Genomic DNA, 24,461 nt, shown 5'->3' with positions numbered 1-24,461 from the left:
CTTAATCCTTACCCTGTCTGAGTTCGGCGTAGCGACCGCTGAATCCGTGACTGTTCACGATTCGAGGTAAGCAACGCATGTTCAATATAGGCCAGCAGCTGGTGACAGGCTTCACGCGCCTGTTCCGGCTCGCCGGCAGTAATCGCAGCGACAATTTGCCGCCGGTGTTCATGAAGCTGCTGCATGATGCCCGGCTTATGGGCCAGGTCCTGCAGGTTTTGCTCAATATTCTTAACCAGTAACGGTTGCATACTGCGAACCAGATGCAGCAGGATCACATTGTGTGAGGCCTCGCAGATCCGCAGATTAAAATCGACTAAGGCCTGAGCCTGTGCTTTGAGCTCAGCGCCCGGGTCTTCCGCGATATTCCGGAAACTCTGTTCAATTTGCTCCAGATCCTGAGCGGTGCCGCGTAAGGCAGCATAGTAGGATGAAATGCCCTCCAGCGCATGGCGGAATTCCAGCAAATCAAATTGTGACTCAGGATGCTTAGCCAGTAGTTCTAATAACGGCTCGGCGACCCGCTGCTGCATGTTATCGCAGACATAAGTACCGCCACCTTGACGCCGCTCAAGCAAACCACGGGCTTCGAGCTTTTGAATTGCTTCCCGCAAACTGGGGCGGGAAACTGAAAATTTATGGGCAAGATCACGCTCAGACGGCAGCCGGGCACCGGCTGCCAGAGTGCCGTCAACGATCATGGCTTCAATGCGCTCCATGATCACATCCGACAATTTTGTCTGTTGTATACGTTCAAAAGCCATATGTTGTGACCGTGTTGGTAAGACCAATTACCCACACATTGTAGATCAAGTTCCGGCAAAGCCCAAACTTTTCTCGATCAGAACCAGCCGCCTATGGTTAGCACCGCCAGTAATACGATAAATAACAGCATGTTGCGTTTCACCAGCGCGACGGTGGTCAGAGCAGTACTGGTAATGTCATCCTCATGCTTTGGTGTCAGATCCTCTGCCGCTGCCGCAATTTTGGTTGCCGCCGCATAGTTGCCCTGTGGCACATTTCCAATTGAGCTCAGCCACACCGGTGCGGCTCTGGAGAAATTACCAACCAGCAGAAAGCCTAAGGTCATGATCCGGGTTGGCAACCAGTCGATGACCTGTTGTGCGGTCGACCAGCGCTCGTTGTGCGGATGACGCATATCACGCAAGGTGGCGTACACCAGCGCACCGACGATGCCAAATAGCAGGAAATACAGAAATACCGCAAAGTAATGACGCAGGTGGATCCACAGCAGCACATTTTCGATCGGTGCTTCTTCGTGGCGGTCCGCCATTTTCTGTAACTTCCGCAGGCAGTCGCTGGCAGTTTCGTCATCGCCGCTGGTAGCCGCATCAAGGTAGCCGCGATATGCCGCGCGTGCTGCCGGCACCCGGATGGCCAGAAACAGCGCACCTACACTGACCAGAAACGTCAGCAGCGTGTTATGAAATAAGGCGAGTACAAACCAGATGATCAGCGCCGGAATAATCGCCCACAGCACCTTACCCAGACTATGCTGACGCCATTCTTCAATCTTGCCCTGGGCAATCTGCAAATGCTGCCAGCGCAGCACCAGCCGGCGCCACTCCCAGTTACGGCCGAGCTGCACCGTCCGTTCTAACGAATAAGCCAGTAAAATCGCCAGCAAGTACATAGTTTTATCCTGTCAGTTGCTCAGCAGTGCTAATTGCTGCTTAAAGTAGGCCCAGTCAAAGGCCGGACCCGGATCCGTTTTGCGTACCGGGGCAATGTGCTGATGGCCTACAATACGCTGTCTGCTCAGTTGTGGATAGGTCGCAATAAGCTCAGCAGCAACCTGTGCAAGTTGTTGATACTGCTCTTTAGTGTAGGGTGCCGTGTCGGTTCCCTCAAGTTCAATACCAATTGAGAAGTCATTACAACGCCGCCGGCCGGCGTAGCTTGAGCGGCCGGCATGCCAGGCACGCTGATGAAAAGGCACATACTGCACCAGTTCGCCATCGCGGCGGATCAGACAATGCGCTGACACCCGCAGACCTTGTAACGGGGCAAACTCCGGGTGCGCCTGATGATCCAGCTGGCCCATAAAGAGATCATCAATATAAGCCCCGCCAAACTCCCCCGCCGGCAGACTGATACCGTGCACCACCAGCAAACTGATATCGTCCGGATCGGGCCGGGCATCTTGATGCGGCGACTGCCGTTGGGTTGCGCCGGGCAGCCAACCTTCTGCTATCATGGTTTTTGTTATCACGTTTTCGGTTACCAAAGTAAGTTGTCACACCTGCTCAGCCTGAACAGGCTACATCCTAGCGCGGCGTGGCAGTCGCGGTAAAGTAGCAGCGCTTGCCGGTTGAAACCTGGCACACTTAGCACCGATAATAGTTCACTCATTCTTTATAGCGCCTGACGGATCTGGAGCCCAATTATGGATACCCGAGTAGAAACTGAATTGCTTACCATTGACCGCCAGCAAATGGTGCAGCGGGCGCTGACCGAAGATTTAAACGGTGTACAGCCGGACAACGACATTACCGCGCAGCTCATTCCTGCGGATCAGCAGGCCCGTGCCACCATTATTACCCGCGAAGACGCTGTGCTATGTGGCCGGCCCTGGGTTGAGCAGGTCTTCCTGCAGCTTGGCGGTGAGGTGCATATTAACTGGCATGCTGACGACGGCGATGTGGTTACCGCCGGCAGTGTCCTCTGTGAATTGCAGGGGCCAGCCCGTGCTATTCTTACCGGCGAACGCACCGCGCTGAATTTTCTGCAGACTTTATCCGGCGTTGCTACCACCACCGCAGGCTATGTGGCTGAATTAACAGGTACGACCACCCGGCTGCTGGATACCCGTAAAACCATTCCCGGCCTGCGCACAGCGCTCAAATATGCCGTGGTTTGCGGCGGCGGTCATAACCACCGCGTTGGCCTGTACGATGCGTACCTGATTAAAGAAAACCACATCATGGCTTGCGGCAGTATTGACGCCGCTGTAACTAAAGCCCGTGAACTCAATCCCGGCAAGCCCGTTGAAGTTGAAGTGGAAAACCTTACAGAGTACCAGCTGGCGCTGGATGCCGGCGCTGACATTATCATGCTGGACAACTTCTCCATCGACGATATCCGTACCGCTGTGGGCGCCCGTACTGAAGGTACCCAGCTGGAAGTGTCCGGTAATATCACCCATGAGCGCTTGCGGGAGCTTGCCTCTACCGGGGTGGACTTCATTTCATCAGGAGCTTTGACCAAACATCTGCAGGCGATTGATCTTTCCCTGCGATTTGATGTTGCATAACTGATGTCACATCACTGATGTTGCAAAACTATTGACGGCGCCTTGCAATCTGCTATGTTTGAAGGGCAGTGCGCAACCACGGAACGGATTCGTGGTTTGCCAGGCGTGCTTTAAAAGGCAAAGTTGTCGAGAGACAATGACGCAAAACCTCCGGTCCAAACTCACCCGGGATAAAACCTGATGTGAACGGATAGCGGGGCTGCAGGCTAAAGTCTGGTGGATGGAGTGGCTTCTCGGCAGTTTGTAGTCGTAAAGCAAAACCACTTGTCTTTCGGCTAGTGCAGATAAGTTTGTTGTGTAATAAGGCAGGCTTACAGCAATGAACGCCACCTCTATACAACAATAAAAACAATTAGGATTTTCGGGAGATATTTCATGAACGCGAATAAACAACGTGGTTTTACTTTAATCGAGCTGATGATTGTAGTAGCCATCATCGGCATCCTGGCCGCCGTGGCCATTCCTATGTACAGCGATTATACCCAGCGGGCAAAAGCCAGCACTGGGTTAGCCGCACTTGCTTCATATAAAACGCATGTAGCTCTGTGCTATCAGACTATCGGTGCTTTGGACACCTGTAGCGCGGGCGCACATCGCATTCCTGCTGATACAACTGATTCGCCTGCTGCCGGACTAAATTCAGTTTCGGTTGCAGCGGGTGTCATTACTGCAGAACTAGATGCAATTAGTGCAGCTGGTGGGCAGATCAGCGTGCAGTTGACGCCGGACACCACTGACGACGCCAGTCTGTCCTGGACCATTTCCTGCAGCGACTTTGGCGATGACAGCCGGGTTGATGGCTGTACGGAACTATACACTGCTGTTTAAAAGCTTTAGAGTGAACGTACGATGATTGAGGAAAGCATTCTTTTGCTTACCCTTTAGTCAAACCGTGCAGCAGGCGCTATCAGGCCTGCTGCATTCTTTATTTAAAGGTCTATCATGCTGCACCACTCCCTCGCGGCGCTGTTGCTGCGTGATAAAAAAGTCCCGGAAGCGCAGCTCACTGCCACCAGTGAATATGCATGGGAAGCTAAACTGCCTTTCACCAGTGTATTGCTGGATCGTAAATTATTAAATCCCGAAGAACTTGCCGAATTTTGTTATAACGAATCCAACTGTCCCTGGCTGGATCTCAACGCTTTTAATCCTGATCTTGTTCCCACTGAATTTATCAACGAACGCCTGATTCGCAAAAATCATGCGGTACCGCTGTATCAGCGCGGCAATATTCTTTATATCGCGGTATCAGACCCGACCCGTATTGAAACCCTGGATGAGTTCCAGTTCCGCACCCGCATGCAGACCGAAGCGGTGCTGGTTGAAGAGCATAAGCTCCAGAAGCTGATCGATAAACTGCTGGAGAGCGAAAGCTCGATGCTGGGTGTGACTGCCGAAGATGAGCAGGAACTGCGCGACATTGACGCCCTGGATCAGGGTGCTGATGAGGCCGGTTCGGTGGCGGCGGAAGTCAAAAATGACGCCCCTATTGTTATTTATATCAACAAGCTGCTGCTGGATGCCATTAAGCGGGGCGCCTCAGACTTACACTTTGAGCCCTATGAGACCGAATACCGGGTACGTTTTCGTATCGATGGCGTGCTACATGAAATCGCCCGGCCGCCGGTTGCCCTCACCGGCCGTATCGCCGCCCGCCTGAAGGTGATGGCGCAGCTGGATATTGCCGAGCGCCGCCTGCCCCAGGATGGCCGGATTAAACTGAAATTATCCAAGCATAAAGCCATCGATTTCCGGGTCAGTTCACTGCCCACCCTGTACGGCGAAAAACTAGTGCTGCGGATCCTCGATTCCGCCGCCGCCATGATGGGCATTGAATCGCTGGGTTATGAACCCGAACAGCAGCAGCGCTTTGAAGAGGCGCTGACCAAACCCCAGGGCATGATTCTGGTCACCGGGCCTACGGGCTCAGGTAAAACAGTATCGCTTTATACCGGCCTGAATATCCTGAATACCCCGGAGCGCAACATTTCCACCGCCGAAGATCCGGTGGAGATCAACCTGCAGGGTATTAACCAGGTGCAGATTAATGTGAAGGCAGGGCTTGGCTTTGCCGATGCATTGCGGTCGTTTTTGCGGCAGGATCCTGATGTGGTTATGGTCGGTGAGATCCGCGATCTGGAAACTGCCGAAATTGCTATTAAGGCGGCGCAAACCGGTCACCTTGTGCTATCAACCCTGCACACCAACTCGGCATCAGAAACCCTGACCCGGCTGATGAATATGGGCGTACCGGCTTATAATATTGCCGGCTCAGTGACCCTGATCATTGCCCAGCGCCTCGCCCGGCGCCTGTGCAATATCTGTAAAGAGCCAGAGCAACTGCCCGAGGAAGAACTACTACGTCAGGGCTTTACCAAAGAACAGATTCCGGAACTGAATATCCATAAAGCAGTGGGTTGCGATCAATGCACCGGCGGCTATAAAGGTCGTACGGGTATTTACGAAGTTATGCCTATTACCGCTGCCATCCAGGAGCTTATAATGACCAGCGCCGGCGCCCAGAAAATAGCTAAACAAGCGCGAAGCGAAGGAATTCACTCGTTGCGGCAGTCCGCACTGCGGAAAGTGGCCTCTGGTTTGATAAGTTTAATTGAGGCCAACCGGGTTACCAGCTCCTAAGGGCGATACATGGCAAAGAAACCAGATAAAAAGATAGCAGAAATCACCGAATATACCTGGTCGGGGATTAATCGTCGCGGCGCTAAAGTAAAAGGCATGATGCGGGGCAATAATGAAAAACAAATCCGCACTAAGTTGCGCGACCAGGGAGTAACCCCCAAAAAGGTCAAGAAAAAGGCTAAGCCGCTATTTGGCGGTAAAAAGATTGGCGGTGGCGATATCGCCCTGTTCACCCGGCAAGTCGCCACCATGCTCGAAGCAGGCGTCCCCCTGCTACAAGGCCTGGAAATGGTCGCCAAGGGTACGGATAACCCTAAAATACGGGATTTGATGCTGAATGTCGCCAATGACGTGGCCGCCGGTTCACCGCTGGCCGATGCGCTGCGCAAGCATCCGCGGATTTTTGATGATCTTTATTGTGACTTGGTCGAATCGGGCGAGCAGTCCGGTTCACTGGAGTCCATTTTTGACCGCATCGCCACCTACCGGGAAAAATCGGAACAGCTTAAAGCAAAAATTAAAAAAGCACTGGTGTACCCGGCGTCGGTTATCGTCGTGGCTCTGGCCGTTACCGTGATTCTGTTGATTTACGTAGTGCCCCAGTTCGAGGCGGTATTTGCTGACTTTGGCGCCGAGCTACCCGCCCTTACCCAATTTGTGGTGACGCTTTCGGAAGTCGTGCAACAATACTTTATCTATGCGTTGGGGGCGCTCGTTATTGCCGGCTGGCTGTTTAAGCGCGCCCATCAGAAAAGCCTTAAGCTGCGGGACCGGGTCGATAAAATCATGCTCAAGATTCCGGTTATCGGTAATATCTTGCATAAGGCTGCAGTGGCCCGCTTCACCCGTACCCTGTCGACCACCTTTGCCGCGGGTGTACCGCTCATCAATGCACTGGAGTCCGCGTCCGGCGCAGCCGGCAACGCACTGTATCGCGACGCTATTTTACAGATCCGCGAAGAGGTGACCTCTGGCATGCAGATGAATACCGCTATGCAGAACACCGATATCTTTCCGACTATGGCCACGCAGATGGTTTATATAGGTGAAGAATCCGGCTCGCTCGATGATATGCTGGCCAGAGTCGCCACCATTTATGAGCGTGAAGTCGACGACCTGGTAGACAACCTGACCGCACTGCTGGAGCCGATGATCATGGTAGTGATTGGTGTGCTGGTGGGTGGCCTGATTGTGGCCATGTATCTGCCGATATTCAGCCTTGGTCAGGTGGTGGGCTAACACTTATGGAATTAGCTAATTTATATCCGGCGCTCAATCCCTGGGTAACCCTGTTCGGCGTGCTGCTGGGCCTGGTCGTCGGCAGTTTTCTCAACGTGGTTATTGGCCGTTATCCGCTCATGTTGCAACGCCAGTGGCAACGGGAATGCGCCGAACTGTCCGGCCAACCGTCCACCGAAGCCGACACTGCCCTGTTTAACCTGGCAACGCCCGGCTCACATTGCCCGAAATGCCGCCATGCCATTGCCTGGTACGATAATATTCCGCTGGTCAGCTGGGCCTGGCTGCGCGCCCGCTGCCGTCACTGCAAAACCCGTATTTCAGCCCGCTATCCGTTTATTGAACTCATCACCGGTCTGAGCTTTGGTGCCCTGACCTGGTATTTCGGCGCTTCCGCCGAGCTGCTCTGGTATCTGATCCTTGCCAGCATTTTGATTAGTTTGTTCTTTATCGATCTCGACCATATGCTGCTGCCTGATCAGTTAACCCTCGCGATGCTCTGGCTGGGCCTGCTGGTGGCGGTTATCGGCGGTCCCGTACCCCTGGCAGATGCGGTGATTGGCGCTATGGGGGGCTATCTGTTTTTATGGTCGGTTTACTGGCTGTTTAAACTGGTAACCGGCAAAGAAGGCATGGGCTATGGCGACTTTAAGCTGCTGGCGGCCTTTGGCGCCTGGGCCGGCTATCAGATGCTGCCGGTTATCATCATTGCGGCCGCCGGTAGCGGTGCGATTCTGGGCTTACTGATTCAGGCCGTCAATCGCCAGCAACGGGGCCAGCCAATTCCCTTTGGGCCGTTTCTGATCAGTGGCGGTGTCATCGCGCTGATCTGGGGCGAACAGCTGCTGTACGGCTACTGGGCCTGGTTGCAGCGCTGATGTGGGTGCTTGGCGTAACCGGCGGCATTGGCAGCGGCAAAACCACTGTCACGAACTTATTTGCTGAGTACGGCATCGAGGTGATTGATGCCGACCTTATCGCCCGCGCCGTAATGGCACCTGGCTCAGCGGCGCTGACCGCGGTCAATGAGCGCTACGGGCCACAAGCCTTGTTAGCGGACGGCAACCTGAACCGCGGCTGGTTGCGCGAGCGGGTTTTCAGCGACCCGTCAGAAAAAACCTGGCTCAATCAACTGACCCATCCGCTAATCCGTCAGAAACTGCTGGAGCAACTGGAACAAGCGCGCTCGCCTTATGTGATTTTGTCTGCGCCACTACTAATTGAAAACAAGTTAACGGCGTTATGTGACCGGGTTCTGCTCGTGGATGTGAGCCCGGCGGTACAGCGCGAGCGCACTGTGGCCCGCGATCAGGTCAGCAGCGCCCAGGTGGATGCCATTATGCAGGTCCAGGCCAGCCGGCAGGAACGTCTGGCGGTGGCCGATGATATTATCCATAACGACGGCCCGCTGGCTGATCTCAGCCCCCAGGTACAACACTTACATGAGCTTTACCTGACGCTGGCGTCGAAGGCATTGCAACCTGACGGTAAGCCGCTATGATAGAGCCTATGACCGGTCAAATTACTTCAACAATTACCTATGAGTACCCGCTGCATGAGCGGGTGCGCACCTATCTGCGCCTGGAACACCTGCTCGCCTCGCTGCAACCCGAGGTGGCCGTAGACAGCTGCAACTATACCCGCTATTTCAGCGCTCTTTTTTCTATTCTCGATTTATGTGAGCGCAGCGACGTACGTACCGACGTGCAGAAAGACCTGGATAAGCGCCGTGCTCAGCTGCAGATCTGGTCGCAGCATCCCGATGTAAACCAGCAGCAGCTGGCATTGACCAGTGAGCGGGTTATACATGCGCTACAAGCGATTCAGCCCATTAGCCGGGTTGGCAGCGCACTCAAGCAGGATCGCCTGCTGGGCCCAATCCGCCAGCGCTTCGCTATGCCTGGCGGCACCTGTAATTTTGATTTGCCACAGCTGCATTTCTGGCTGCATCAGGCGCAGGAGATACGCGATGCTGACTGTCAGCGCTGGTGGCAGGAACTCTCTGTTTTGCTGTCTGGGTTAACGCTGGAGTTAGAATTGTTGCGCGGTCAGTCGCGTTTTCGCACCGTCACCGCCGAAGCCGGTATGCTGCAGGAAAGCACTGAGCCGTTGTCGCTATTGCGACTGCAGGTAAACAAAGATATTCCGGCGTATCCGGTCATGAGTGGCCATAAGCAGCGCTTCAGTATCCGCTTTCTGCGCTACGAACCAGTGGCAGGACGGGCTTCCTATGAGCAGAATATTGAGGTGGCACTGGCGCTCTGTCCGTAAGAAATCTGCTTAAAACCCGGGAAAGTTCAGATCCTGTATTTTATCGATGATGTCCTGATTGGCTTCGGGAAACCGGTACGCACCCAGCTCCGGTACTGATACCCAGCGCCATTCCTGCCCCTCGCGCTGCTGAACCTGACCGCTGAAACGGGTCACCCGCCAGACATCCAGCAATACCCGCTTATCGGCGTAATCATGATGAATCACCGTCAGCGGCGTGGCATCCTGCACCTCAATATTGCATTCTTCAAGAAGCTCCCGGCATAACGCCCGGTAAACTTCTTCGCCCTGTTCGACCTTACCGCCTGGGAATTCCCATTTATCGCCCTGATGCAGGTGCTGATGGCGACGGCTGATAAAGATGTGGCCGTCGGCGTTTTCGATAACGCCGACAGCCACATGGATTCGATCAGAGCTTGCCATGACACTGCTTGAATTTTTTCCCGGAACCACAAGGGCATGGGTCGTTGCGGCCAACCTTGCCAAAGTCATCGGTCTGCTGCGGGCTGTCGGTACCGCTGGTGCTGCTGCCTTCGTGCTTAAACTCTTTCGGCATTGCAGCAGCTTTCTGGCGGCGTTGCTCTTCTACCTTTTCCACATCGTCTTCAGCGCGCACCCGGACTTTACTCAGCACGGTGATCACATCCAGCTTCAGGGCTTCCAGCATCTCCGCGAATAGCTCAAAGGCTTCGCGCTTGTATTCCTGCTTGGGGTTTTTCTGGGCATAGCCGCGCAGATGAATACCCTGACGCAGATGATCCATTGCTGCCAGGTGTTCTTTCCAGTGTGAGTCCAGGCTCTGCAGCATAATAGCTTTTTCAAACTGACGGATAACCTCAGGGCCTACCTGTTGTTCTTTGCGGTTAAAGGCCTCTTCCAGCTCTTTCAGAATGCGCTCGCGCAGGGTTTCTTCGTGCAGCTTGTCGTCTTCATCCAGCCACTGCTGAACGGGTAACGGCGCGTCGAAATCCAGCCGCAGGCGTTCTTCCAGACCTTCAACATTCCACATTTCTTCCAGTGACTGGGGTGGAATGTATTCGCTGATCACCTGGTCAACCACATCGGCGCGGATCACTTTTATCGTCTCTGAAATATCGCCTTCATCGAGCAGTTCATTGCGTTGCTCGTAAACCACCTTACGCTGGTCGTTGGCGACATCATCATATTCGAGCAACTGCTTACGCACGTCGAAGTTACGGCCTTCAACTTTACGTTGGGCGTTTTCGATGGCGCGGGTTACCCACGGGTGTTCAATCGCTTCGCCCGGCTTCATACCCAGCCGTTTCATCATGCTGGCCATACGCTCAGAAGCGAAGATACGCATCAGGCTGTCTTCAAGTGACAGGTAGAAACGTGATGAACCGGGGTCACCCTGACGGCCGGACCGACCACGCAGCTGGTTATCGATACGACGTGATTCATGGCGCTCAGTACCAATTATATGCAAGCCACCAGCGGCGACCACAGCATCATGGCGTTGCTGCCAGTCAGCTTTCAGCGCTTCGATCTTCTCCGGGCTCGGATCCTCAAGGTTTTCAATTTCAACCTGCAGGTTACCGCCCAACACGATGTCGGTACCACGACCAGCCATGTTGGTGGCTATGGTCACAGCGCCTGGCATACCGGCGTTAGCGACAATTTCTGCCTCTCTGGCATGGAACTTGGCGTTTAGTACGTTATGCGGAATCTTCCGCTTTTTCAGCAGATTGGAGAGCAGTTCCGAGGTTTCAATGGAAATAGTACCCACCAGCACCGGACGCTTCTGCTCGCGGCAGGTTTCGATATCTTCCACAATGGCATCGAATTTTTCTTCGGTGGTGATGAAAATCAGATCAGCACGATCATCACGGATCATCGGCCGGTTGGTTGGAACCACTACGGTTTCCAGACCATAAATCGATTTGAACTCGAAGGCTTCGGTGTCAGCAGTACCTGTCATACCGGCCAGCTTGGTGTACAAGCGGAAGTAGTTCTGGAAGGTAATCGAGGCCAGCGTCTGGTTTTCGTTCTGAATCTTCACGCCTTCTTTGGCTTCAATCGCCTGGTGCAGGCCTTCAGACCAACGCCGCCCTTCCATGGTACGACCGGTATGTTCATCAACGATAACAATCTGATCGTCTTTAACGATGTAATCGACATCGCGCTGGAACAGATGATTCGCCCGCAAGGCAGCATTTACATGGTGCAGCAGGGTAATATTACCGGCGGAGTAGAGTGAGTCGTCTTCACTCAGCATGCCGCGCTCTTTGAGGATCTGTTCCACGTGCTCCTGACCGTGCTCGGTCAGATGCAGCTGCTTAGCTTTTTCATCAATAGTGAAATCGCCTTCACCGCGCTCTTCTTCCGTGTCTTCTTTTTCCTGCTGTTGCAGCAACGGCACTATGGCGTTCATTTTCTCATAGAGTTCAGAGCTGTCTTCAGCAGCGCCGGAGATAACCAGCGGGGTGCGCGCTTCATCAATCAGGATGGAGTCGACTTCATCGACGATAGCGTAGTAGAGCGAACTCTGGACGCGATCTTTGGGACTGAACGCCATGTTATCGCGCAGATAATCAAAACCAAATTCGTTATTGGTGCCATAGGTAATATCAGCCTGGTACGCGGCTTTTTTGTCCTGGCCCGACATGCCGGGAATATTAAAGGCAACGGTCATGCCAAGGAACTCAAACAGCGGCCGGTTGGTTTCCGCATCGCGGCGGGCCAGGTAATCATTCACCGTGACGATATGCACGCCTTCACCGGTCAGCGCATTGAGATATGCCGGCAGGGTTGCGGTCAGGGTTTTACCTTCACCGGTACGCATTTCAGCGATGCGGTTATCGTTCAGAATCATGGCACCGAGCAACTGCACATCGAAGGGCCGCATATCAAACACCCGGCGGCTGGCTTCGCGCACTGTGGCGAAGGCTTCCGGCAGCAAATCATCAAGGGTTTCGTCTTGCTCAAGCCGCTGTTTAAACTCAACGGTTTTTTGTTTGAGTTCGCTGTCGCTGAGTGCTTCAAACTCGGGCTCGAGGGCGTTGATACGTTGAACGGCTTTTTGCATCCCTTTGAGGATACGATCGTTCCGACTTCCAAATGCCTTGCGGAATAAACTACCTAACATGTGAATTATAAGTCCTGTAGTGACAACCGGAACGCCTTAATTGGCATCCCGATAAACATATTTATAAGGGTCAATCTGCTTATTATTGCGCAGTACTTCGTAATGTACATGTGGCCCCGTTGAGCGGCCGGTATTACCTAGCACCGCAATCTGCTGGCCGCGGGTGACCACATCACCCTCTTCCACCAGCAGTTCATCACAGTGCCCATAGCGGGTCTTCAGACCGGCACCATGGTCAATCTCAATTAATTTACCATAACCGTAACGCTCGCCAGACCAGGTCACGACACCGGCACCGGTGGCATAAACGCCAGCGTTGGCTTCGAGGCTGGCGAAATCAAGCCCCTTGTGCATCGCCGGATTACCGTTGAACGGGTCTTTACGCACACCATATTGCGAAGACAACCAACCCGACTCGATCGGCCGACCAGCAACAAAGCTCTCAGCTGATATATGGTGACTCATCATCACAGACTCAAGGATCGCCAGCTGTTTTTGTTTCTCCGACAGTTTGCCGAGCATGCCATCAATGTTCTGCAGCAGATCCTCAACCCGCACTTCCGGCGCATCGGTGATAGCGGCTTCCGGACCGCCTACCGCCATTGGTCCTTCGCTGAAATCAAACTCACCGTTGTCGAGCTCGGCAACCTGGGCAAGGCGCTGCCCTAAGGCATCAAGCCGCCGCATTTGCGACTGCATTTCGCCCAGATAAATGGTCATCGCGGTGAGTTTCTTTTCGGTCTGATCTTTGAGTTCCAGCACCGCCGCTTCCTGCGCCGCCAGTGCGATCTGCTCTTTGGATATAGTCTGCCGCGCCAGCTCTGGGTCCACGCCACTGTATTCCCAGGGTTTGACCACAGCCAGGGTGACGAACACGCCTAAACCTGCCAACGACAGCAAGCGCCGTTGACTCAGGCGGAATCCGAATTTAACTTTGGTGCCTCGATAGAAGACTGATAGACTCATGCAATCTCTCGTTGCTTTGTTTCTTTTCCAGAAAACCAATATGGCACGTAACCGACCTCGCACAACCAAACAATTAATAGCTGGCCAACAGTTACAGCGTTTTGCTGACTTTACCGACCAACATCGTCGCTGGCAACAGCTATTACAGTCCTGCTTTCAGAAGCTGCAGCTGTCGCCGTTGCTGGAACACTGCGAAGTGCTCAACATTCGTGCCAATCATCTCATTTTGCAGGTTTCATCCGGGGCTATTGCCCAACGGATAAAATCTTATCAAGCGCGCATTATAACGCATTTTCAACCTGAAGCTACGGTAGAACTCGAACGCCTGGAAATCCGTATCCGCCCGGCCCACAAACCGGCCACACCAAAGCCGGCGAAGGTCAGCCCTGCGCCAGCTACGGAAACGTTAGAAAAAGAACTGGATGCGGTAGGCAGACTGCGCCAGCAAGCGGCCTTGTGTGACGAGCCGCTGCGTTCGCAGTTGCTCGCCCTGGCGCAAAAATATGAGGATAGTTAACGGCTGATCAGGCGAGAACCGGCGCCGCAAAAGCGATGGGCGCTGGTGCCTTAGGTGCTTCGAAGGTTACGAATTCCCAGGCTTCCTGATTCTGCAGTACTGCACGCAGCAACTGATTATTCAGTGCATGACCTGATTTGAACGCCCGCAGATGACCAAGAATGGCGTGACCGCACATATAAAGATCACCGACGGCATCCAGCATTTTATGCTTCACGAATTCGTCATCGTAACGCAGGCCATCGCTGTTCAGGATACGGAATTCATCCAGTACCACTGCGTTATCGAAACTACCACCCAGTGCCAGGTTATTGGCACGCAGCGATTCGATATCCTTCATAAAACCGAAGGTACGGGCCCGGCTAATCTGCTTGATAAAATTACGGCTGCTGAAATCCATGCTGGTCACCTGCTTGGTGTCAGCAATCGCCGGGTGGTCGAAATCGATGGCAAAATCGATGCGGAAGCCATGGTGGGGTAGTAGCTCCGCCCATTTGTCATCTTCTTCGACCCGAACCGGCTGCTTAATCCGGATAAACTTTTTCGCTGCCTGTTGCTCCCGAATTCCCGCGCTCTGTAGCAGGTAAATAAACGGATGCGAGCTACCATCCATGATCGGGATTTCGTGGCTGTCGACTTCAATGATCAGATTATCAATGCCCATCGCCGCCAGCGCCGCCAGCAAGTGTTCGACGGTGGAAATGCGGACATTGTCTTCGTTGATCAAACAGGTACACATGCGGGTATCCTTGACCAGTTCAGCACTGGCTGGAATATCCACAGCAGGACTCAAATCGACGCGGCGAAATACCAGCCCGGAATTTACCGGAGCCGGACGCAGGGTCAACTGAACCTTATTGCCTTTATGCAGGCCCACACCAGTGGTTGCAATCGGCTGTTTAATCGTACGCTGTTTAATCATGGTTACGCTTCTTCTAACCTTCTTAATCTGATCTGACCAGTAAAACGCGCAATAGTTTACCGAAATTGAGCAAAAATCGCAATTTTATCCATGGGTTTACCTGATTTTTACCCTGGCAGGCCTGTTAATCGACCTGCCGGCGCAAAAATGCTGGTATATCAAGGTAGTCCATGTCTTTACCGCTGCTCGCTTTCGGTTTGGCCGCTGGTTTGGTCACTTCCGGCTCGGCTTCAGCGTTGACATCGACATCTTCTTCTTCGAAGATTTGACGTGCCGTCGCGGCGGTTTCATAACCACCAGCTGAGCGTGAGTAACCACTACCGCTGCGCATACCAGCGCTCTGGGTTGCATTGTTCACCAGTGAGATGTCGGGCTTACGCTCAGCACCAATACCGGTGGCCACTACAGTTACCCGCAGTTCTTCTGACATTTCGGTATCGATAACGGTACCCACGATGACAGTGGCATTTTCAGAAGCGAAGGCCTTGACGGTGTTACCGACGATTTCGAACTCTTCGATGCTCAGATCCATACCGGCAGTAATATTGACCAGTACGCCACGGGCGCCGGACAGGTCGATATCTTCCAGTAGCGGGCTGTTAATAGCCATTTCTGCAGCTTCCTGGGCCCGATCTTCACCGCGCGCCACACCAGTACCCATCATCGCCGTGCCCATTTCACGCATCACCGCGCGCACGTCAGCAAAGTCGACGTTGATAAGACCAGTTTTGGTGATCAGTTCGGCAATACCCTGCACCGCACCCAGCAGTACGTCGTTGGCAGCGCCGAACGCATCCAGCAGACTGGTGCCTTTACCCAGAACTTTGAGCAACTTCTCGTTCGGGATGGTGATCAGTGAATCGACGAAACGACTCAGCTGCGCGATACCTTCATCGGCAACGGCCATCCGCTTACGTCCTTCAAACGGGAACGGCTTAGTGACTACCGCTACGGTCAGGATACCCAGCTCGCGGGCAATCTCAGCAACGACAGGTGCAGCGCCGGTACCGGTGCCACCGCCCATACCTGCGGCGATAAAGATCATATCGGCACCGGTCAGATGCTTTTTAATTTCTTCGCGGCTTTCTTCCGCTGCCTGGCGACCGACTTCCGGATTGGCACCGGCACCCAGGCCTTTGGTGACATCGCTTCCCAGCTGCACGGTAATGTGTGCGCCATGATCGCGTAATGATTGCGCATCGGTGTTAGCGACAATAAATTGCACGCCTTCAATCGACTGGCTAATCATATGTTTGACGGCGTTACCGCCGCCACCACCAACACCGACGACCTTGATTACGGCGTCGTTGTCGAAATTGTCGAGTACTTCAAATACGTCTGACATTATAATTCTCCTTTTACCTGCTTATTGTACTACTTGTTGTACTACCCCAAAACACTGTTTTCTAATTTATATAGTTATTAAAATTCGCCTTTAAACCAGCCGTGAACACGCTTCCATAACCCGATCACGTTGGCGGCGCCCGCTTCTTTCTGGCGGTTTTGCACATCCTGCTGGCCGTAACGTAACAAACCAACAGCTGTTGCATAAGTCGGATCCTGCACATAATCGCTCAGACCCTTCATGCCTAAAGGTTCGCCAAGGCGAACCGGCATCTGAAAAATTTCTTCGGCAAACTCAATTGCCCCTTCCATGCGGCCACAGCCTCCGGTCATCACAATACCGGCGGCAATCTGCTCATCCAGCCCGCTCTGTTTAATCTCATCGCGGATCAATTCGAACAGTTCCTGGTAGCGGGGCTCAACCACTTCGGCCAGGATATGGCGCTGCATAATACGGGATGGCCGGCCGCCCACTGAAGGCACTTCGATATTGTCGTCTTTGCTGACCAGCTCGCGCAGCGCGCAGGCATATTTGGTCTTAATCTCTTCAGCGTGATTCAGCGGCGTACGGAAAATCTTGGCAATATCGCTGGTCACCTGATTACCCGCCGCCGGAATCACCGCGGTATGGCGCAACACGCCCTGGGTATAAATGCAGATATCTATAGTCCCGGCGCCCATATCCACCAGCGCCACACCTAAGTCTTTTTCATCGTCAGTCAGTACCGAGTAGCTTGACGCCAGCGCCGAGAAGATCAGGCGATCGACGCTCAGGCCACAGCGCTCAACGGCTTTAACAATATTCTTGGCCATGTCGTTGGCACAGGTGATGATATGCACCTTGGATTCCATGCGCACCCCGGACATACCGATCGGGCTCTTTATGCTTTCCTGAGAATCAATCACGAATTCCTGCGGCAGCACGTGCAGAATGCGGCGTTCCTGCGCAATAGGAACGGATTTGGCGGCATGGATGACGCTGTCGACATCGTCCTGGGTCACTTCGGCTTCATTAATCGGTACCATGCCACTCTCGTTCTGACATGAGATATGCCGCCCGGAGATGTTCAGGTAAACCGAGGCAATGCGGCAATCGGCCATCAGTTCGGCTTCTTCGACGGCGCGCTGAATCGACTGCACCACCAGGTTCAGGTCGTTGACCCCGCCTTTATCCATGCCCCGCGCCGCGGCAGCACCAACGCCAATCACGCTGATTTCATTGTCGGCCATGACTTCACCGATCAGGGTCACCACTTTACTGGTGCCGATATCAAGGCCTACAACCATGTTCCGTTCCGCTGCTTTTGACATCTTGTGTTAACTCTCTTTTGGTTGTTTTGCCGCAGTGCGCCAACTGACGGCAACTCCGGTGTCATAACGTAAATCGACATATTCGATCAGGCTGTCGCGATGCGCTGCAATCTGCGGGTATAAATCAATAAAACGCTGAACCCGCTCCAGCAAACCCTCGCGTCCCAACCTCAATTCAATGCCCGACTGCAGTACCACATCCACCGCAAACCGCTCGGACAACTGCAAACTACTAATCCAGTGGCCATTCAGCTCCAACAGTTGCTGGACCTTATGAAACTGCGCGACAGTTTCATCCACTGCGTGCTCCGGTCCGCTCAGGTAAGGTAGCGGTTTGGTCAGCACATCTTTATCCGCTTCAAATACCTCGCCCTGCTCATTCAGCAGCGCCCGCGGTCGCTGTTGTACATTCCAGTGCGCCAGTGGCTGTTGCTCAACCAGAAACACCTTTAATATATCCGGCCATTCCTTACGTACCGACGCGCGATCCACCCAGGGTAACGCTTCAATACTGCTGCGGATGCCATCGACATCAGCTGAGAAAAAGCTGCCCAGCTCGGTATCAGTCAGTGCACTCCGCACCTCGTCACTACTGACATATTGCAATTCGCCCTGCACGACCAATTTCCGCAGCGGCACTTCATTGGCATCCATTGCCAGGTAATATAGCCAGATGCCCCCGCCTATGGTGCCCACCAGCACACTGAGAAAAAAACTCAGTCCCAGCCAGAACTGCCAGCGCACCGCGGCCATATCAGAGCTCGCTGAGCTCTAGAATTCGCAGCACCAGTTGCTCAAAGCTCATGCCGCGGGCCCGCGCCGCCATAGGTACCAGGCTTTTAGCCGTCATCCCCGGCACCATATTGGCTTCCAGCAGGCGAAAGTTACCGTCGCTGTCGCACATCACATCAATTCGTCCCCAGCCCCGGCCATCGAGGGCGCGAAACGCGCTCAGGGCCAGATGCTGCAGCGCCTGCTCCGCAAACGGGGTTAATCCGGCCGGACAGTGATACTGGGTATCAACCGCCTGGTACTTGGCATCGTAATCATAAAATTCGTGGGTGGTCTGCAGCCGGATGGACGGTAAGGCTTCGTCCCCCAATATCGCCACCGTGTATTCAGCACCGCTTAACCAGCTCTCGACCAGGGCTTCGGCGTCGTACTGATGCGCCAGCTCCAGCGCTGCCTGCAACTGTACGGCGGTGCTGGCTGAACTCATGCCGATGCTTGAGCCTTCCTGAGCTGGCTTGACCATGACTTTGCCGCCCAGCTCCGCCAACAACGACTCTGCGTCAACTGCCATTGCGCCGCGCCGCACCACTACACTGGGCGCGACCGGCAGACCAGCGGCCTGCCATACCTGCTTGGTCCGTACTTTGTCCATCGCCAGCGCGCAGCCCAGTACGCCGCTACCGGTGTAAGGAATATTGAGGTACTGCAGCGCGCCCTGCATGGCGCCGTCTTCCCCGCCACGACCATGCAGCACAATAAAGGCGCGGTCAAAGCGTTCAGCCACCAGCTCAGTCAGGCTCTGGCGTGCGGGATCGAAGCCATGGGCATTAATGCCCTGGGCCTGCAGCGCATGTAACACAGCCGCGCCGGAGCGCAGCGATACTTCGCGTTCCGCCGAATCGCCGCCCAGTAATACCGCTACCTTGCCTGGTTCTCTCATTGATCCTTCCCCGGTACTGATCCTGACACCGATAATTCGCGCAACACTTCCGGCTGCAGCGCCGATTGTTGCAGTTCCTGCGCCAGGGTACCTATATTGCCGGCGCCCTGTGCCAGCACTAAATCCCCCGGCCGTACGATATCCGCCAGCGCCGCCATAAGTTCACTGCGGCTGCCGGCATAAATAGGCTCAACCTGCCCGCGCATCCGTAAAGAGCGTGCCAGCGAACGGCTGTCAGCACCGCTGACCGGTGCTTCACCGGCACTGTAAACGTCCAGCAGTAACAGCACATCCACCTGCGCCAGCACCTGCACAAAATCATCATAGAGGTCGCGGGTGCGCGAATACCGGTGTGGCTGAAATGCCATGACCAGCCGCCGTTGCGGCCAGCCAGCGCGGGCCGCGGCTATGGTTGCCGCCACTTCTGACGGGTGATGGCCATAATCATCCACCAGCATCACATCGCCGCGGGCCTCATCGCGCTCCAGCGGGTAGCTCCCCAGATGCTGGAAGCGCCGGCCAATACCGCCAAACTTGCTCAGGGCCCGGGTGATTGCCGCATCATTGAGACCTTCATCCGTTGCCACGGCAATGGCTGCCAGCGCGTTCAGCACGTTATGGCGCCCCGGCAGATTCACCGTGACGGACAACGGCTGACGATCACGGCGGTGCACCACAAAGTGGCTCTGGCCACCGGTTTGCCGGTAATCACTGCCACGCACATCCGCATCATCGCTAAAGCCATAAGTCACCAGCTGGCGGCCGACCCGTGGCAACAGTTCACGCACTACCGGGTCGTCAACGCACATGACCGCCAGACCGTAAAACGGCAGGTTATGCAAAAATTCAATGTAGGTATCGAGCAACTTGTTAAAGTCACCGCCATAGGTGTCCATATGATCGGCTTCAATGTTGGTCACCACGGAGACCATTGGCTGCAGATGCAAAAACGAGGCATCGGATTCATCTGCTTCGGCAATCAGGTATTTACTGGTACCCAGCCGCGCGTTGGTGCCCGCGCTGTTCAACAAGCCACCGATAACAAAGGTCGGATCCAGCTCACCTTCGGCAAAAATACTGGCGATAAGCGAGGTGGTAGTGGTTTTGCCGTGGGTACCGGCAACTGCTACGCCGTGACGGAAGCGCATCAGCTCAGCCAGCATCTCGGCCCGCCGTACCTGCGGGATGAAGGCTTCCTGTGCCGCGATAAGCTCAGGGTTACTGGCGGCGATTGCTGAGGAAACCACAATCACATCGGCGCCTTTCACGTTACTGGCGGCGTGGCCGATAAAGATGTGCGCGCCAAAATTGCGTAAGCGCCGGGTATTGGCATTTTCGGCAATATCAGAGCCCGCAATTTCATAGCCTTGATTCAGCAGCACTTCAGCGATACCGCCCATGCCTGCGCCGCCGATACCGACAAAGTGGATACGCCGCACCCGGCGCATCTCAGGTACGCTGACTACAGTAAATGGCGCTGAGTTACTTCTTATCATAATCGCCTGCCTTTGATTGTTCTGCGTTTGCCCAGCGTTCACACTGACTGACCACGGCTTCGGTGGCATCAGGACGCGCGGCTTTCGCGGCATTTTGTCGTAATTGCAGCCGTAACTCTGGCTGTGAGCGTAACTCACCGAGCAGCCGGGTCAGGGGCTTAACTGATTTCAGTTCAGATTGCGGCAGCAGGTAGGCTGCGCCGGCATTAACCAGTTCCCTGGCGTTGGCGGTCTGGTGATCATCAACCGCATGGGGCAAGGGCACAAAAATCGCCGGCGTGCCAACCACCGCCAGTTCACTGACAGTTAGCGCGCCTGCACGGCAAATCACCACATCAGCCTGCTGGTAGGCGTAGTGCATGGCTTCGATAAACTCAACCACCTGCACCTGCTCAATGCACGCCCGCTGATAGGCCTGTTCAACGTCGGCAATGCGGCCGGTGCCGCACTGATGAATTATTTTTAGCTGCGCTTTATTATTGAGCTGACCGACTGCTTCGGGAACCGCTTCATTAAGCGCCTGCGCGCCTAAGCTGCCGCCTACGACCAGTACCGTGAATGGCTGCTCAGTGGTCGGCTCATCGATGATCTCGCTAAGCCAGTCCTCGCGCAGCGGATTACCCGTAACTTCGGCATTATGGAGCTGCTGCCGGGCAGCGGCAAAACCAACCATAGTGTGGCTGGCAACCCGCGCCAGCAGTTTATTGGTCAGGCCCGCGACCGCGTTCTGTTCATGCACCAGCAATGGAATACCACACCAGCGCGCAGCCAGGCCGGCCGGACCGCAAACGTAACCGCCGAATGTCAGCACCAGCTGACTACGGTGCTGACGCAGCAGCTTACGGCATTGCAGAAAGGCCCGGAATAGCTGCCAGGGCGCCAGCAGTTTGCGCACCACGCCGTGGCCACGCATACCGCGCATATCAATTTGTTCCAGGGTAAAACCGGCAGCCGGCACAATACGCGCTTCTAAACGCTGCTCGGTGGTGCCCAGCCAGACCACCTGCCAGCCATAGCGGCGCAGGCGCTCTGCCACTGCCAGTGCAGGAAATACATGTCCGCCAGTGCCGGCTGCTGCAATGAGTATCCGGTTCATCGGCTCCCCCCGCGCCGTGGCGCAACTTTTAACTGAGCCAGCCGCACTTCATAATCGATGCGCAGCAGTATTCCTACGGCAACGCAGCTGGTCAGCAGACTGGTACCGCCGTAGCTGATCAGCGGCAGGGTTAAGCCTTTGGTGGGCAACAAGCCCGCCGCCGCACCAATATTGACCATGGCCTGAAAGGCAAACCAGATACCAATGCCGTAGGCAACAAAGCCGCCAAACTGCAGCTTGCTCTGCTGATCACTTTGCAGGGCCCGGTGACCAAGTTGCATGGCGCGCAGTACCAGGCCAAAGACCAGTATCAGGATCAGCAGGATGCCGATGAAGCCAAGCTCTTCGCCTACCACTGCCATAATAAAATCGGTATGGGCTTCAGGCAGATATTGCAGTTTCTGAATGCTGTTACCCAGGCCTTGTCCTAACCAGTCTCCGCGGCCGAACGCCATCAGTGACTGGGTCAGCTGATAACCGCTGCCGAAGGGGTCCTGCCAGGGATCAAGGAAAGAAACGATACGACGCATACGATAGGGCTCGTAGACAATCAGCAGGGTCAGCACCAGCGCGAATACAATAATAACCCCGAAGAACTGCCACAACCGGGCACCGGCCAGAAATAACATACCGACCACGATGCATGACATGACCACCAGCGAACCAAAGTCGGGCTGTAGCAGCAATAACATGGCAAAGCAGAAGAGTACGGCCAGTGGTTTGATAAATCCGCGCAGGTTTTCCTGTACCTGGTCAAAACGACGGTGCAGATAACTGGCCATATAAATCAGGAAGAACAGCTTGGCAAGTTCAGCGGTCTGCAAGGTCACAGGGCCGACCCGGATCCAGCGTTTGGCACCATTCACTTCGTGACCGATAATCAGCACCATGATCAGCATACCCAGCGCAATCATCAGTAGCGCAGCGCTGCCATTAAACCAGTAGCGCACCGGTATCTGCACAACCAGTGCCAGCAGACCAAGGCCAAGTACCAGGTACATGCTATGGCGCATAACAAAATGAAACGGATTATTGGTCAGCCGTTCACCGACCGGAAACGATGCTGAAGTCACCATCACCAGGCCGATTGCGAGCAACGACAAGGCCAGCCATAACAGCACGCGATCGTAGAGCGCATTTTCCTGTGGCCACCACCATTCGCGCAGGCGCAGCCAGGGTGACTGCTGCAAGGCAGTCTGCTGAATACCGAGCTCGAGTTGCTGTTCGTTACGCATGGCAGGCCTCCACAGCTTGCCGGAACTGCTCGCCCCGATCTTCGTAATTGCGGAACATATCCAGGCTGGCACAAGCCGGCGACAACAACACCATACTGCCTTCACCGGCAACGCCTTTGGCGGTCGCAACGGCTTCGCGCAAACAGCTCACTTTTTTAGCCCCCGGATAATAGGCGGCAATGCGGTCACCGTCTTTTCCCAGGGTAATCAGCGCGTCAACGTGGCGTAGCGCATCACGGAACTGGCTGAAGTCAGCACCCTTGCCGTCGCCGCCGGCAATCAGAATCAGCTTGCCGGGTACTAGTTCGCGTACGCCTTTGATAGCGGCTTCTGCAGCACCAATGTTAGTCGCTTTGGAGTCATTGACCCATTGCACACCCTGATATTCACCAACCAGTTCGCAACGATGGGGTAAACCGCGGAACTGGCGCACCGCCTCAATCACTTCAGGAGGGTTTATACCAAGCGCTGAAACCAGCGCCAGTGCCGCCTGTACATTCAACAGGTTATGTACGCCGGTTAACTGTAATTCCGATGCTTTCAGTAACACCTTGCCGTTCCAGCCAATGGCTGGCTGACCGTCGTCCTGATGCAGCCCGAATAACCCGGGCAATTGCTCATCACTTTCATCAGCGCCAAAACTAAGCTGTTGATCCAGTGGCAGATACCGTGGCGCGGTTAACCGCTGCTCACGGTTCCAAACCGCCGTACTGGTAAAGTTATAAATCCGCTGTTTGGATGCCGCGTATTCCTGCGCGCTCGCATACCGGTCGAGATGGTCGTCACTGATATTGAGTATGGTCGCCGCGGTAAGTTTCAGGTTGTGAATAAGATCAAGCTGAAAGCTGGATAACTCAAGCACATAGACGTCTACCTGATCCTGGTCATCCGCCATAATCAGATCCAGCACCGGTACGCCAATATTTCCGCCCACAGCCACTTTACGGCCGGTCGCCTGTACCAGCTCACCCGCCAGTCGTGTGACCGTAGACTTGCCGTTCGAGCCGGTGATACCAATAATGGGCTTGTCCACCAGAGTGCCAAAGATTTCAATATCCCCGGTTAACGGGATGTCAGCGTCTTTGGCCAGTTGAATCGCTTCCAGCCGGGTATCAATACCGGGACTGAGGATCAGCAAGTCCATTTCCATCAATAGCGCCGGATCAAGGGGCCCGGTATGCACTTCAACTGTCGGATCCAGGTCTTGCAATGCGGTAATACCAGCCGGCGCTGAGCGGGTATCAAACACCACCGGCTTCAGGCCCTGGCTCAGCAAGTAGCGCACACACGACAGACCGGTCTGGCCGAGGCCGACCACTCCGATAGTGTCATATGTGTCCAGTGCTGCCAGTTGCTGCATTTTCTTACCTTA

23 protein-coding genes and 1 riboswitch are annotated in these 24,461 nt (G+C 54.6%); of the genes, 8 read left to right on the top strand and 15 right to left on the bottom strand.

Features of this window, described 5'->3' with window-relative positions; genetic code table 11:
- Window positions 1-8 precede the first annotated feature (8 nt).
- The 3 genes from pdhR to ampD form a co-directional block, all read right to left on the bottom strand.
- Window positions 9-764 (bottom strand): pyruvate dehydrogenase complex transcriptional repressor PdhR, encoded by a 756-nt coding sequence (gene pdhR, locus IDSA_RS00510; RefSeq protein WP_034773440.1) that lies wholly within the window; start codon window positions 762-764, stop codon window positions 9-11.
- A 77-nt stretch (window positions 765-841) separates the two neighbouring features.
- Window positions 842-1,654: a regulatory signaling modulator protein AmpE gene (ampE, locus tag IDSA_RS00505; RefSeq protein ID WP_034773438.1), complete on the bottom strand. Its 813-nt coding sequence runs from the start codon at window positions 1,652-1,654 to the stop codon at window positions 842-844.
- Between the two features lie 12 nt (window positions 1,655-1,666).
- On the bottom strand, window positions 1,667-2,218 hold the full coding sequence (ampD, locus tag IDSA_RS00500) for a 1,6-anhydro-N-acetylmuramyl-L-alanine amidase AmpD (RefSeq protein ID WP_034774868.1): 552 nt from the start codon (window positions 2,216-2,218) through the stop codon (window positions 1,667-1,669).
- A gap of 213 nt (window positions 2,219-2,431) precedes the next feature.
- On the opposite strand from ampD, the gene nadC reads away from it, so the two are divergent.
- The 7 genes from nadC (at window position 2,432) to zapD (ending at window position 9,424) form a co-directional block, all read left to right on the top strand.
- Window positions 2,432-3,274, top strand: coding sequence for a carboxylating nicotinate-nucleotide diphosphorylase (gene nadC / locus IDSA_RS00495; RefSeq protein ID WP_034774867.1), 843 nt, complete (start codon window positions 2,432-2,434; stop codon window positions 3,272-3,274).
- A gap of 106 nt (window positions 3,275-3,380) precedes the next feature.
- Window positions 3,381-3,481, top strand: a riboswitch (cyclic di-GMP riboswitch).
- Between the two features lie 168 nt (window positions 3,482-3,649).
- The gene (locus IDSA_RS12230; protein WP_051985961.1) at window positions 3,650-4,102 is read left to right on the top strand and encodes a pilin; all 453 of its coding nucleotides are present in this window, start codon (window positions 3,650-3,652) and stop codon (window positions 4,100-4,102) included.
- A 114-nt stretch (window positions 4,103-4,216) separates the two neighbouring features.
- Window positions 4,217-5,914, top strand: a complete 1,698-nt coding sequence (gene pilB / locus IDSA_RS00485) for a type IV-A pilus assembly ATPase PilB (protein ID WP_034773436.1) — start codon at window positions 4,217-4,219, stop codon at window positions 5,912-5,914.
- Window positions 5,915-5,923: 9 nt separating this feature from the next.
- On the top strand, window positions 5,924-7,153 hold the full coding sequence (locus IDSA_RS00480; RefSeq protein ID WP_034773434.1) for a type II secretion system F family protein: 1,230 nt from the start codon (window positions 5,924-5,926) through the stop codon (window positions 7,151-7,153).
- Window positions 7,154-7,158: 5 nt separating this feature from the next.
- Complete coding sequence (locus IDSA_RS00475) at window positions 7,159-8,031, top strand: prepilin peptidase (RefSeq protein WP_034773431.1); 873 nt, start codon at window positions 7,159-7,161, stop codon at window positions 8,029-8,031.
- Window positions 8,031-8,654 carry a dephospho-CoA kinase gene (gene coaE, locus IDSA_RS00470; RefSeq protein WP_034773428.1) on the top strand — a complete coding sequence of 208 codons (624 nt, stop codon included), beginning with the start codon at window positions 8,031-8,033 and terminating at the stop codon, window positions 8,652-8,654. The genes IDSA_RS00475 and coaE overlap by 1 nt, the downstream gene beginning before the upstream one ends.
- Window positions 8,651-9,424 (top strand): cell division protein ZapD, encoded by a 774-nt coding sequence (zapD, locus tag IDSA_RS00465; protein WP_051985960.1) that lies wholly within the window; start codon window positions 8,651-8,653, stop codon window positions 9,422-9,424. The genes coaE and zapD overlap by 4 nt, the downstream gene beginning before the upstream one ends.
- A gap of 9 nt (window positions 9,425-9,433) precedes the next feature.
- On the opposite strand, the gene mutT is transcribed toward zapD, so the two are convergent.
- Genes mutT through IDSA_RS00450 form a run of 3 tightly spaced genes read right to left on the bottom strand, consistent with a single transcriptional unit; the run spans window position 9,434 to window position 13,496 of the window.
- The gene (gene mutT / locus IDSA_RS00460) at window positions 9,434-9,847 is read right to left on the bottom strand and encodes an 8-oxo-dGTP diphosphatase MutT (RefSeq protein WP_034773426.1); all 414 of its coding nucleotides are present in this window, start codon (window positions 9,845-9,847) and stop codon (window positions 9,434-9,436) included.
- The gene (secA, locus tag IDSA_RS00455) at window positions 9,834-12,530 is read right to left on the bottom strand and encodes a preprotein translocase subunit SecA (RefSeq protein ID WP_034773424.1); all 2,697 of its coding nucleotides are present in this window, start codon (window positions 12,528-12,530) and stop codon (window positions 9,834-9,836) included. The genes mutT and secA overlap by 14 nt, the downstream gene beginning before the upstream one ends.
- A gap of 36 nt (window positions 12,531-12,566) precedes the next feature.
- Window positions 12,567-13,496: a M23 family metallopeptidase gene (locus IDSA_RS00450; protein WP_034773421.1), complete on the bottom strand. Its 930-nt coding sequence runs from the start codon at window positions 13,494-13,496 to the stop codon at window positions 12,567-12,569.
- Window positions 13,497-13,536: 40 nt separating this feature from the next.
- Between IDSA_RS00450 and IDSA_RS00445 the strand changes: the two genes are divergently transcribed.
- On the top strand, window positions 13,537-14,013 hold the full coding sequence (locus tag IDSA_RS00445) for a DciA family protein (RefSeq protein ID WP_034773419.1): 477 nt from the start codon (window positions 13,537-13,539) through the stop codon (window positions 14,011-14,013).
- 7 nt (window positions 14,014-14,020) lie between these two features.
- Here the strand turns inward: IDSA_RS00445 and lpxC are convergent, their stop codons facing one another.
- From lpxC to murD, 9 genes are all read right to left on the bottom strand, one after another.
- Window positions 14,021-14,935, bottom strand: a complete 915-nt coding sequence (gene lpxC, locus IDSA_RS00440) for a UDP-3-O-acyl-N-acetylglucosamine deacetylase (protein ID WP_034773417.1) — start codon at window positions 14,933-14,935, stop codon at window positions 14,021-14,023.
- A gap of 124 nt (window positions 14,936-15,059) precedes the next feature.
- The gene (gene ftsZ / locus IDSA_RS00435) at window positions 15,060-16,280 is read right to left on the bottom strand and encodes a cell division protein FtsZ (protein ID WP_034773415.1); all 1,221 of its coding nucleotides are present in this window, start codon (window positions 16,278-16,280) and stop codon (window positions 15,060-15,062) included.
- A gap of 77 nt (window positions 16,281-16,357) precedes the next feature.
- A complete protein-coding gene (gene ftsA / locus IDSA_RS00430; RefSeq protein WP_034773413.1) occupies window positions 16,358-17,590 on the bottom strand; it encodes a cell division protein FtsA in 1,233 nt (410 codons plus the stop codon).
- Window positions 17,591-17,596: 6 nt separating this feature from the next.
- Window positions 17,597-18,343 carry a cell division protein FtsQ/DivIB gene (locus tag IDSA_RS00425; RefSeq protein WP_034773411.1) on the bottom strand — a complete coding sequence of 249 codons (747 nt, stop codon included), beginning with the start codon at window positions 18,341-18,343 and terminating at the stop codon, window positions 17,597-17,599.
- 1 nt (window position 18,344) lies between these two features.
- On the bottom strand, window positions 18,345-19,262 hold the full coding sequence (locus tag IDSA_RS00420) for a D-alanine--D-alanine ligase (RefSeq protein WP_034773408.1): 918 nt from the start codon (window positions 19,260-19,262) through the stop codon (window positions 18,345-18,347).
- On the bottom strand, window positions 19,259-20,758 hold the full coding sequence (gene murC / locus IDSA_RS00415; RefSeq protein WP_034773406.1) for a UDP-N-acetylmuramate--L-alanine ligase: 1,500 nt from the start codon (window positions 20,756-20,758) through the stop codon (window positions 19,259-19,261). The genes IDSA_RS00420 and murC overlap by 4 nt, the downstream gene beginning before the upstream one ends.
- Window positions 20,745-21,854, bottom strand: a complete 1,110-nt coding sequence (gene murG / locus IDSA_RS00410) for an undecaprenyldiphospho-muramoylpentapeptide beta-N-acetylglucosaminyltransferase (RefSeq protein ID WP_034773403.1) — start codon at window positions 21,852-21,854, stop codon at window positions 20,745-20,747. Before murG ends, murC begins: the two co-directional genes overlap by 14 nt.
- Window positions 21,851-23,089 (bottom strand): cell division protein FtsW, encoded by a 1,239-nt coding sequence (gene ftsW / locus IDSA_RS00405; RefSeq protein ID WP_034773401.1) that lies wholly within the window; start codon window positions 23,087-23,089, stop codon window positions 21,851-21,853. The genes murG and ftsW overlap by 4 nt, the downstream gene beginning before the upstream one ends.
- On the bottom strand, window positions 23,082-24,449 hold the full coding sequence (gene murD / locus IDSA_RS00400) for a UDP-N-acetylmuramoyl-L-alanine--D-glutamate ligase (protein ID WP_034773399.1): 1,368 nt from the start codon (window positions 24,447-24,449) through the stop codon (window positions 23,082-23,084). The genes ftsW and murD overlap by 8 nt, the downstream gene beginning before the upstream one ends.
- Window positions 24,450-24,461: the final 12 nt, after the last annotated feature.

This window comes from Pseudidiomarina salinarum, from assembly GCF_000753715.1.
Classification (GTDB): domain Bacteria; phylum Pseudomonadota; class Gammaproteobacteria; order Enterobacterales; family Alteromonadaceae; genus Pseudidiomarina; species Pseudidiomarina salinarum.
The sequence above is the reverse complement of the archived record's forward strand: the minus strand, read 5'-3'. Positions and strand labels throughout refer to the sequence as shown.

Excerpts from the sequence above, each read along its gene's own strand:
- ampD (WP_034774868.1), bottom strand. The coding sequence starts at position 2,218 with ATGATAGCAGAAGGTTGGCTGCCCGGCGCAACCCAACGGCAGTCGCCG.
- pdhR (WP_034773440.1), bottom strand. The coding sequence starts at position 764 with ATGGCTTTTGAACGTATACAACAGACAAAATTGTCGGATGTGATCATG.
- IDSA_RS00445 (WP_034773419.1), top strand. The coding sequence starts at position 13,537 with ATGGCACGTAACCGACCTCGCACAACCAAACAATTAATAGCTGGCCAA.
- IDSA_RS00420 (WP_034773408.1), bottom strand. The coding sequence starts at position 19,262 with ATGAGAGAACCAGGCAAGGTAGCGGTATTACTGGGCGGCGATTCGGCG.
- zapD (WP_051985960.1), top strand. The coding sequence starts at position 8,651 with ATGATAGAGCCTATGACCGGTCAAATTACTTCAACAATTACCTATGAG.
- lpxC (WP_034773417.1), bottom strand. The coding sequence starts at position 14,935 with ATGATTAAACAGCGTACGATTAAACAGCCGATTGCAACCACTGGTGTG.
- IDSA_RS00450 (WP_034773421.1), bottom strand. The coding sequence starts at position 13,496 with ATGAGTCTATCAGTCTTCTATCGAGGCACCAAAGTTAAATTCGGATTC.
- IDSA_RS00475 (WP_034773431.1), top strand. The coding sequence starts at position 7,159 with ATGGAATTAGCTAATTTATATCCGGCGCTCAATCCCTGGGTAACCCTG.
- IDSA_RS00480 (WP_034773434.1), top strand. The coding sequence starts at position 5,924 with ATGGCAAAGAAACCAGATAAAAAGATAGCAGAAATCACCGAATATACC.
- ampE (WP_034773438.1), bottom strand. The coding sequence starts at position 1,654 with ATGTACTTGCTGGCGATTTTACTGGCTTATTCGTTAGAACGGACGGTG.
- murG (WP_034773403.1), bottom strand. The coding sequence starts at position 21,854 with ATGAACCGGATACTCATTGCAGCAGCCGGCACTGGCGGACATGTATTT.
- murD (WP_034773399.1), bottom strand. The coding sequence starts at position 24,449 with ATGCAGCAACTGGCAGCACTGGACACATATGACACTATCGGAGTGGTC.
- IDSA_RS12230 (WP_051985961.1), top strand. The coding sequence starts at position 3,650 with ATGAACGCGAATAAACAACGTGGTTTTACTTTAATCGAGCTGATGATT.
- IDSA_RS00425 (WP_034773411.1), bottom strand. The coding sequence starts at position 18,343 with ATGGCCGCGGTGCGCTGGCAGTTCTGGCTGGGACTGAGTTTTTTTCTC.
- pilB (WP_034773436.1), top strand. The coding sequence starts at position 4,217 with ATGCTGCACCACTCCCTCGCGGCGCTGTTGCTGCGTGATAAAAAAGTC.
- secA (WP_034773424.1), bottom strand. The coding sequence starts at position 12,530 with ATGTTAGGTAGTTTATTCCGCAAGGCATTTGGAAGTCGGAACGATCGT.
- mutT (WP_034773426.1), bottom strand. The coding sequence starts at position 9,847 with ATGGCAAGCTCTGATCGAATCCATGTGGCTGTCGGCGTTATCGAAAAC.
- murC (WP_034773406.1), bottom strand. The coding sequence starts at position 20,758 with ATGATAAGAAGTAACTCAGCGCCATTTACTGTAGTCAGCGTACCTGAG.
- ftsA (WP_034773413.1), bottom strand. The coding sequence starts at position 17,590 with ATGTCAAAAGCAGCGGAACGGAACATGGTTGTAGGCCTTGATATCGGC.
- coaE (WP_034773428.1), top strand. The coding sequence starts at position 8,031 with ATGTGGGTGCTTGGCGTAACCGGCGGCATTGGCAGCGGCAAAACCACT.
- ftsZ (WP_034773415.1), bottom strand. The coding sequence starts at position 16,280 with ATGTCAGACGTATTTGAAGTACTCGACAATTTCGACAACGACGCCGTA.
- ftsW (WP_034773401.1), bottom strand. The coding sequence starts at position 23,089 with ATGCGTAACGAACAGCAACTCGAGCTCGGTATTCAGCAGACTGCCTTG.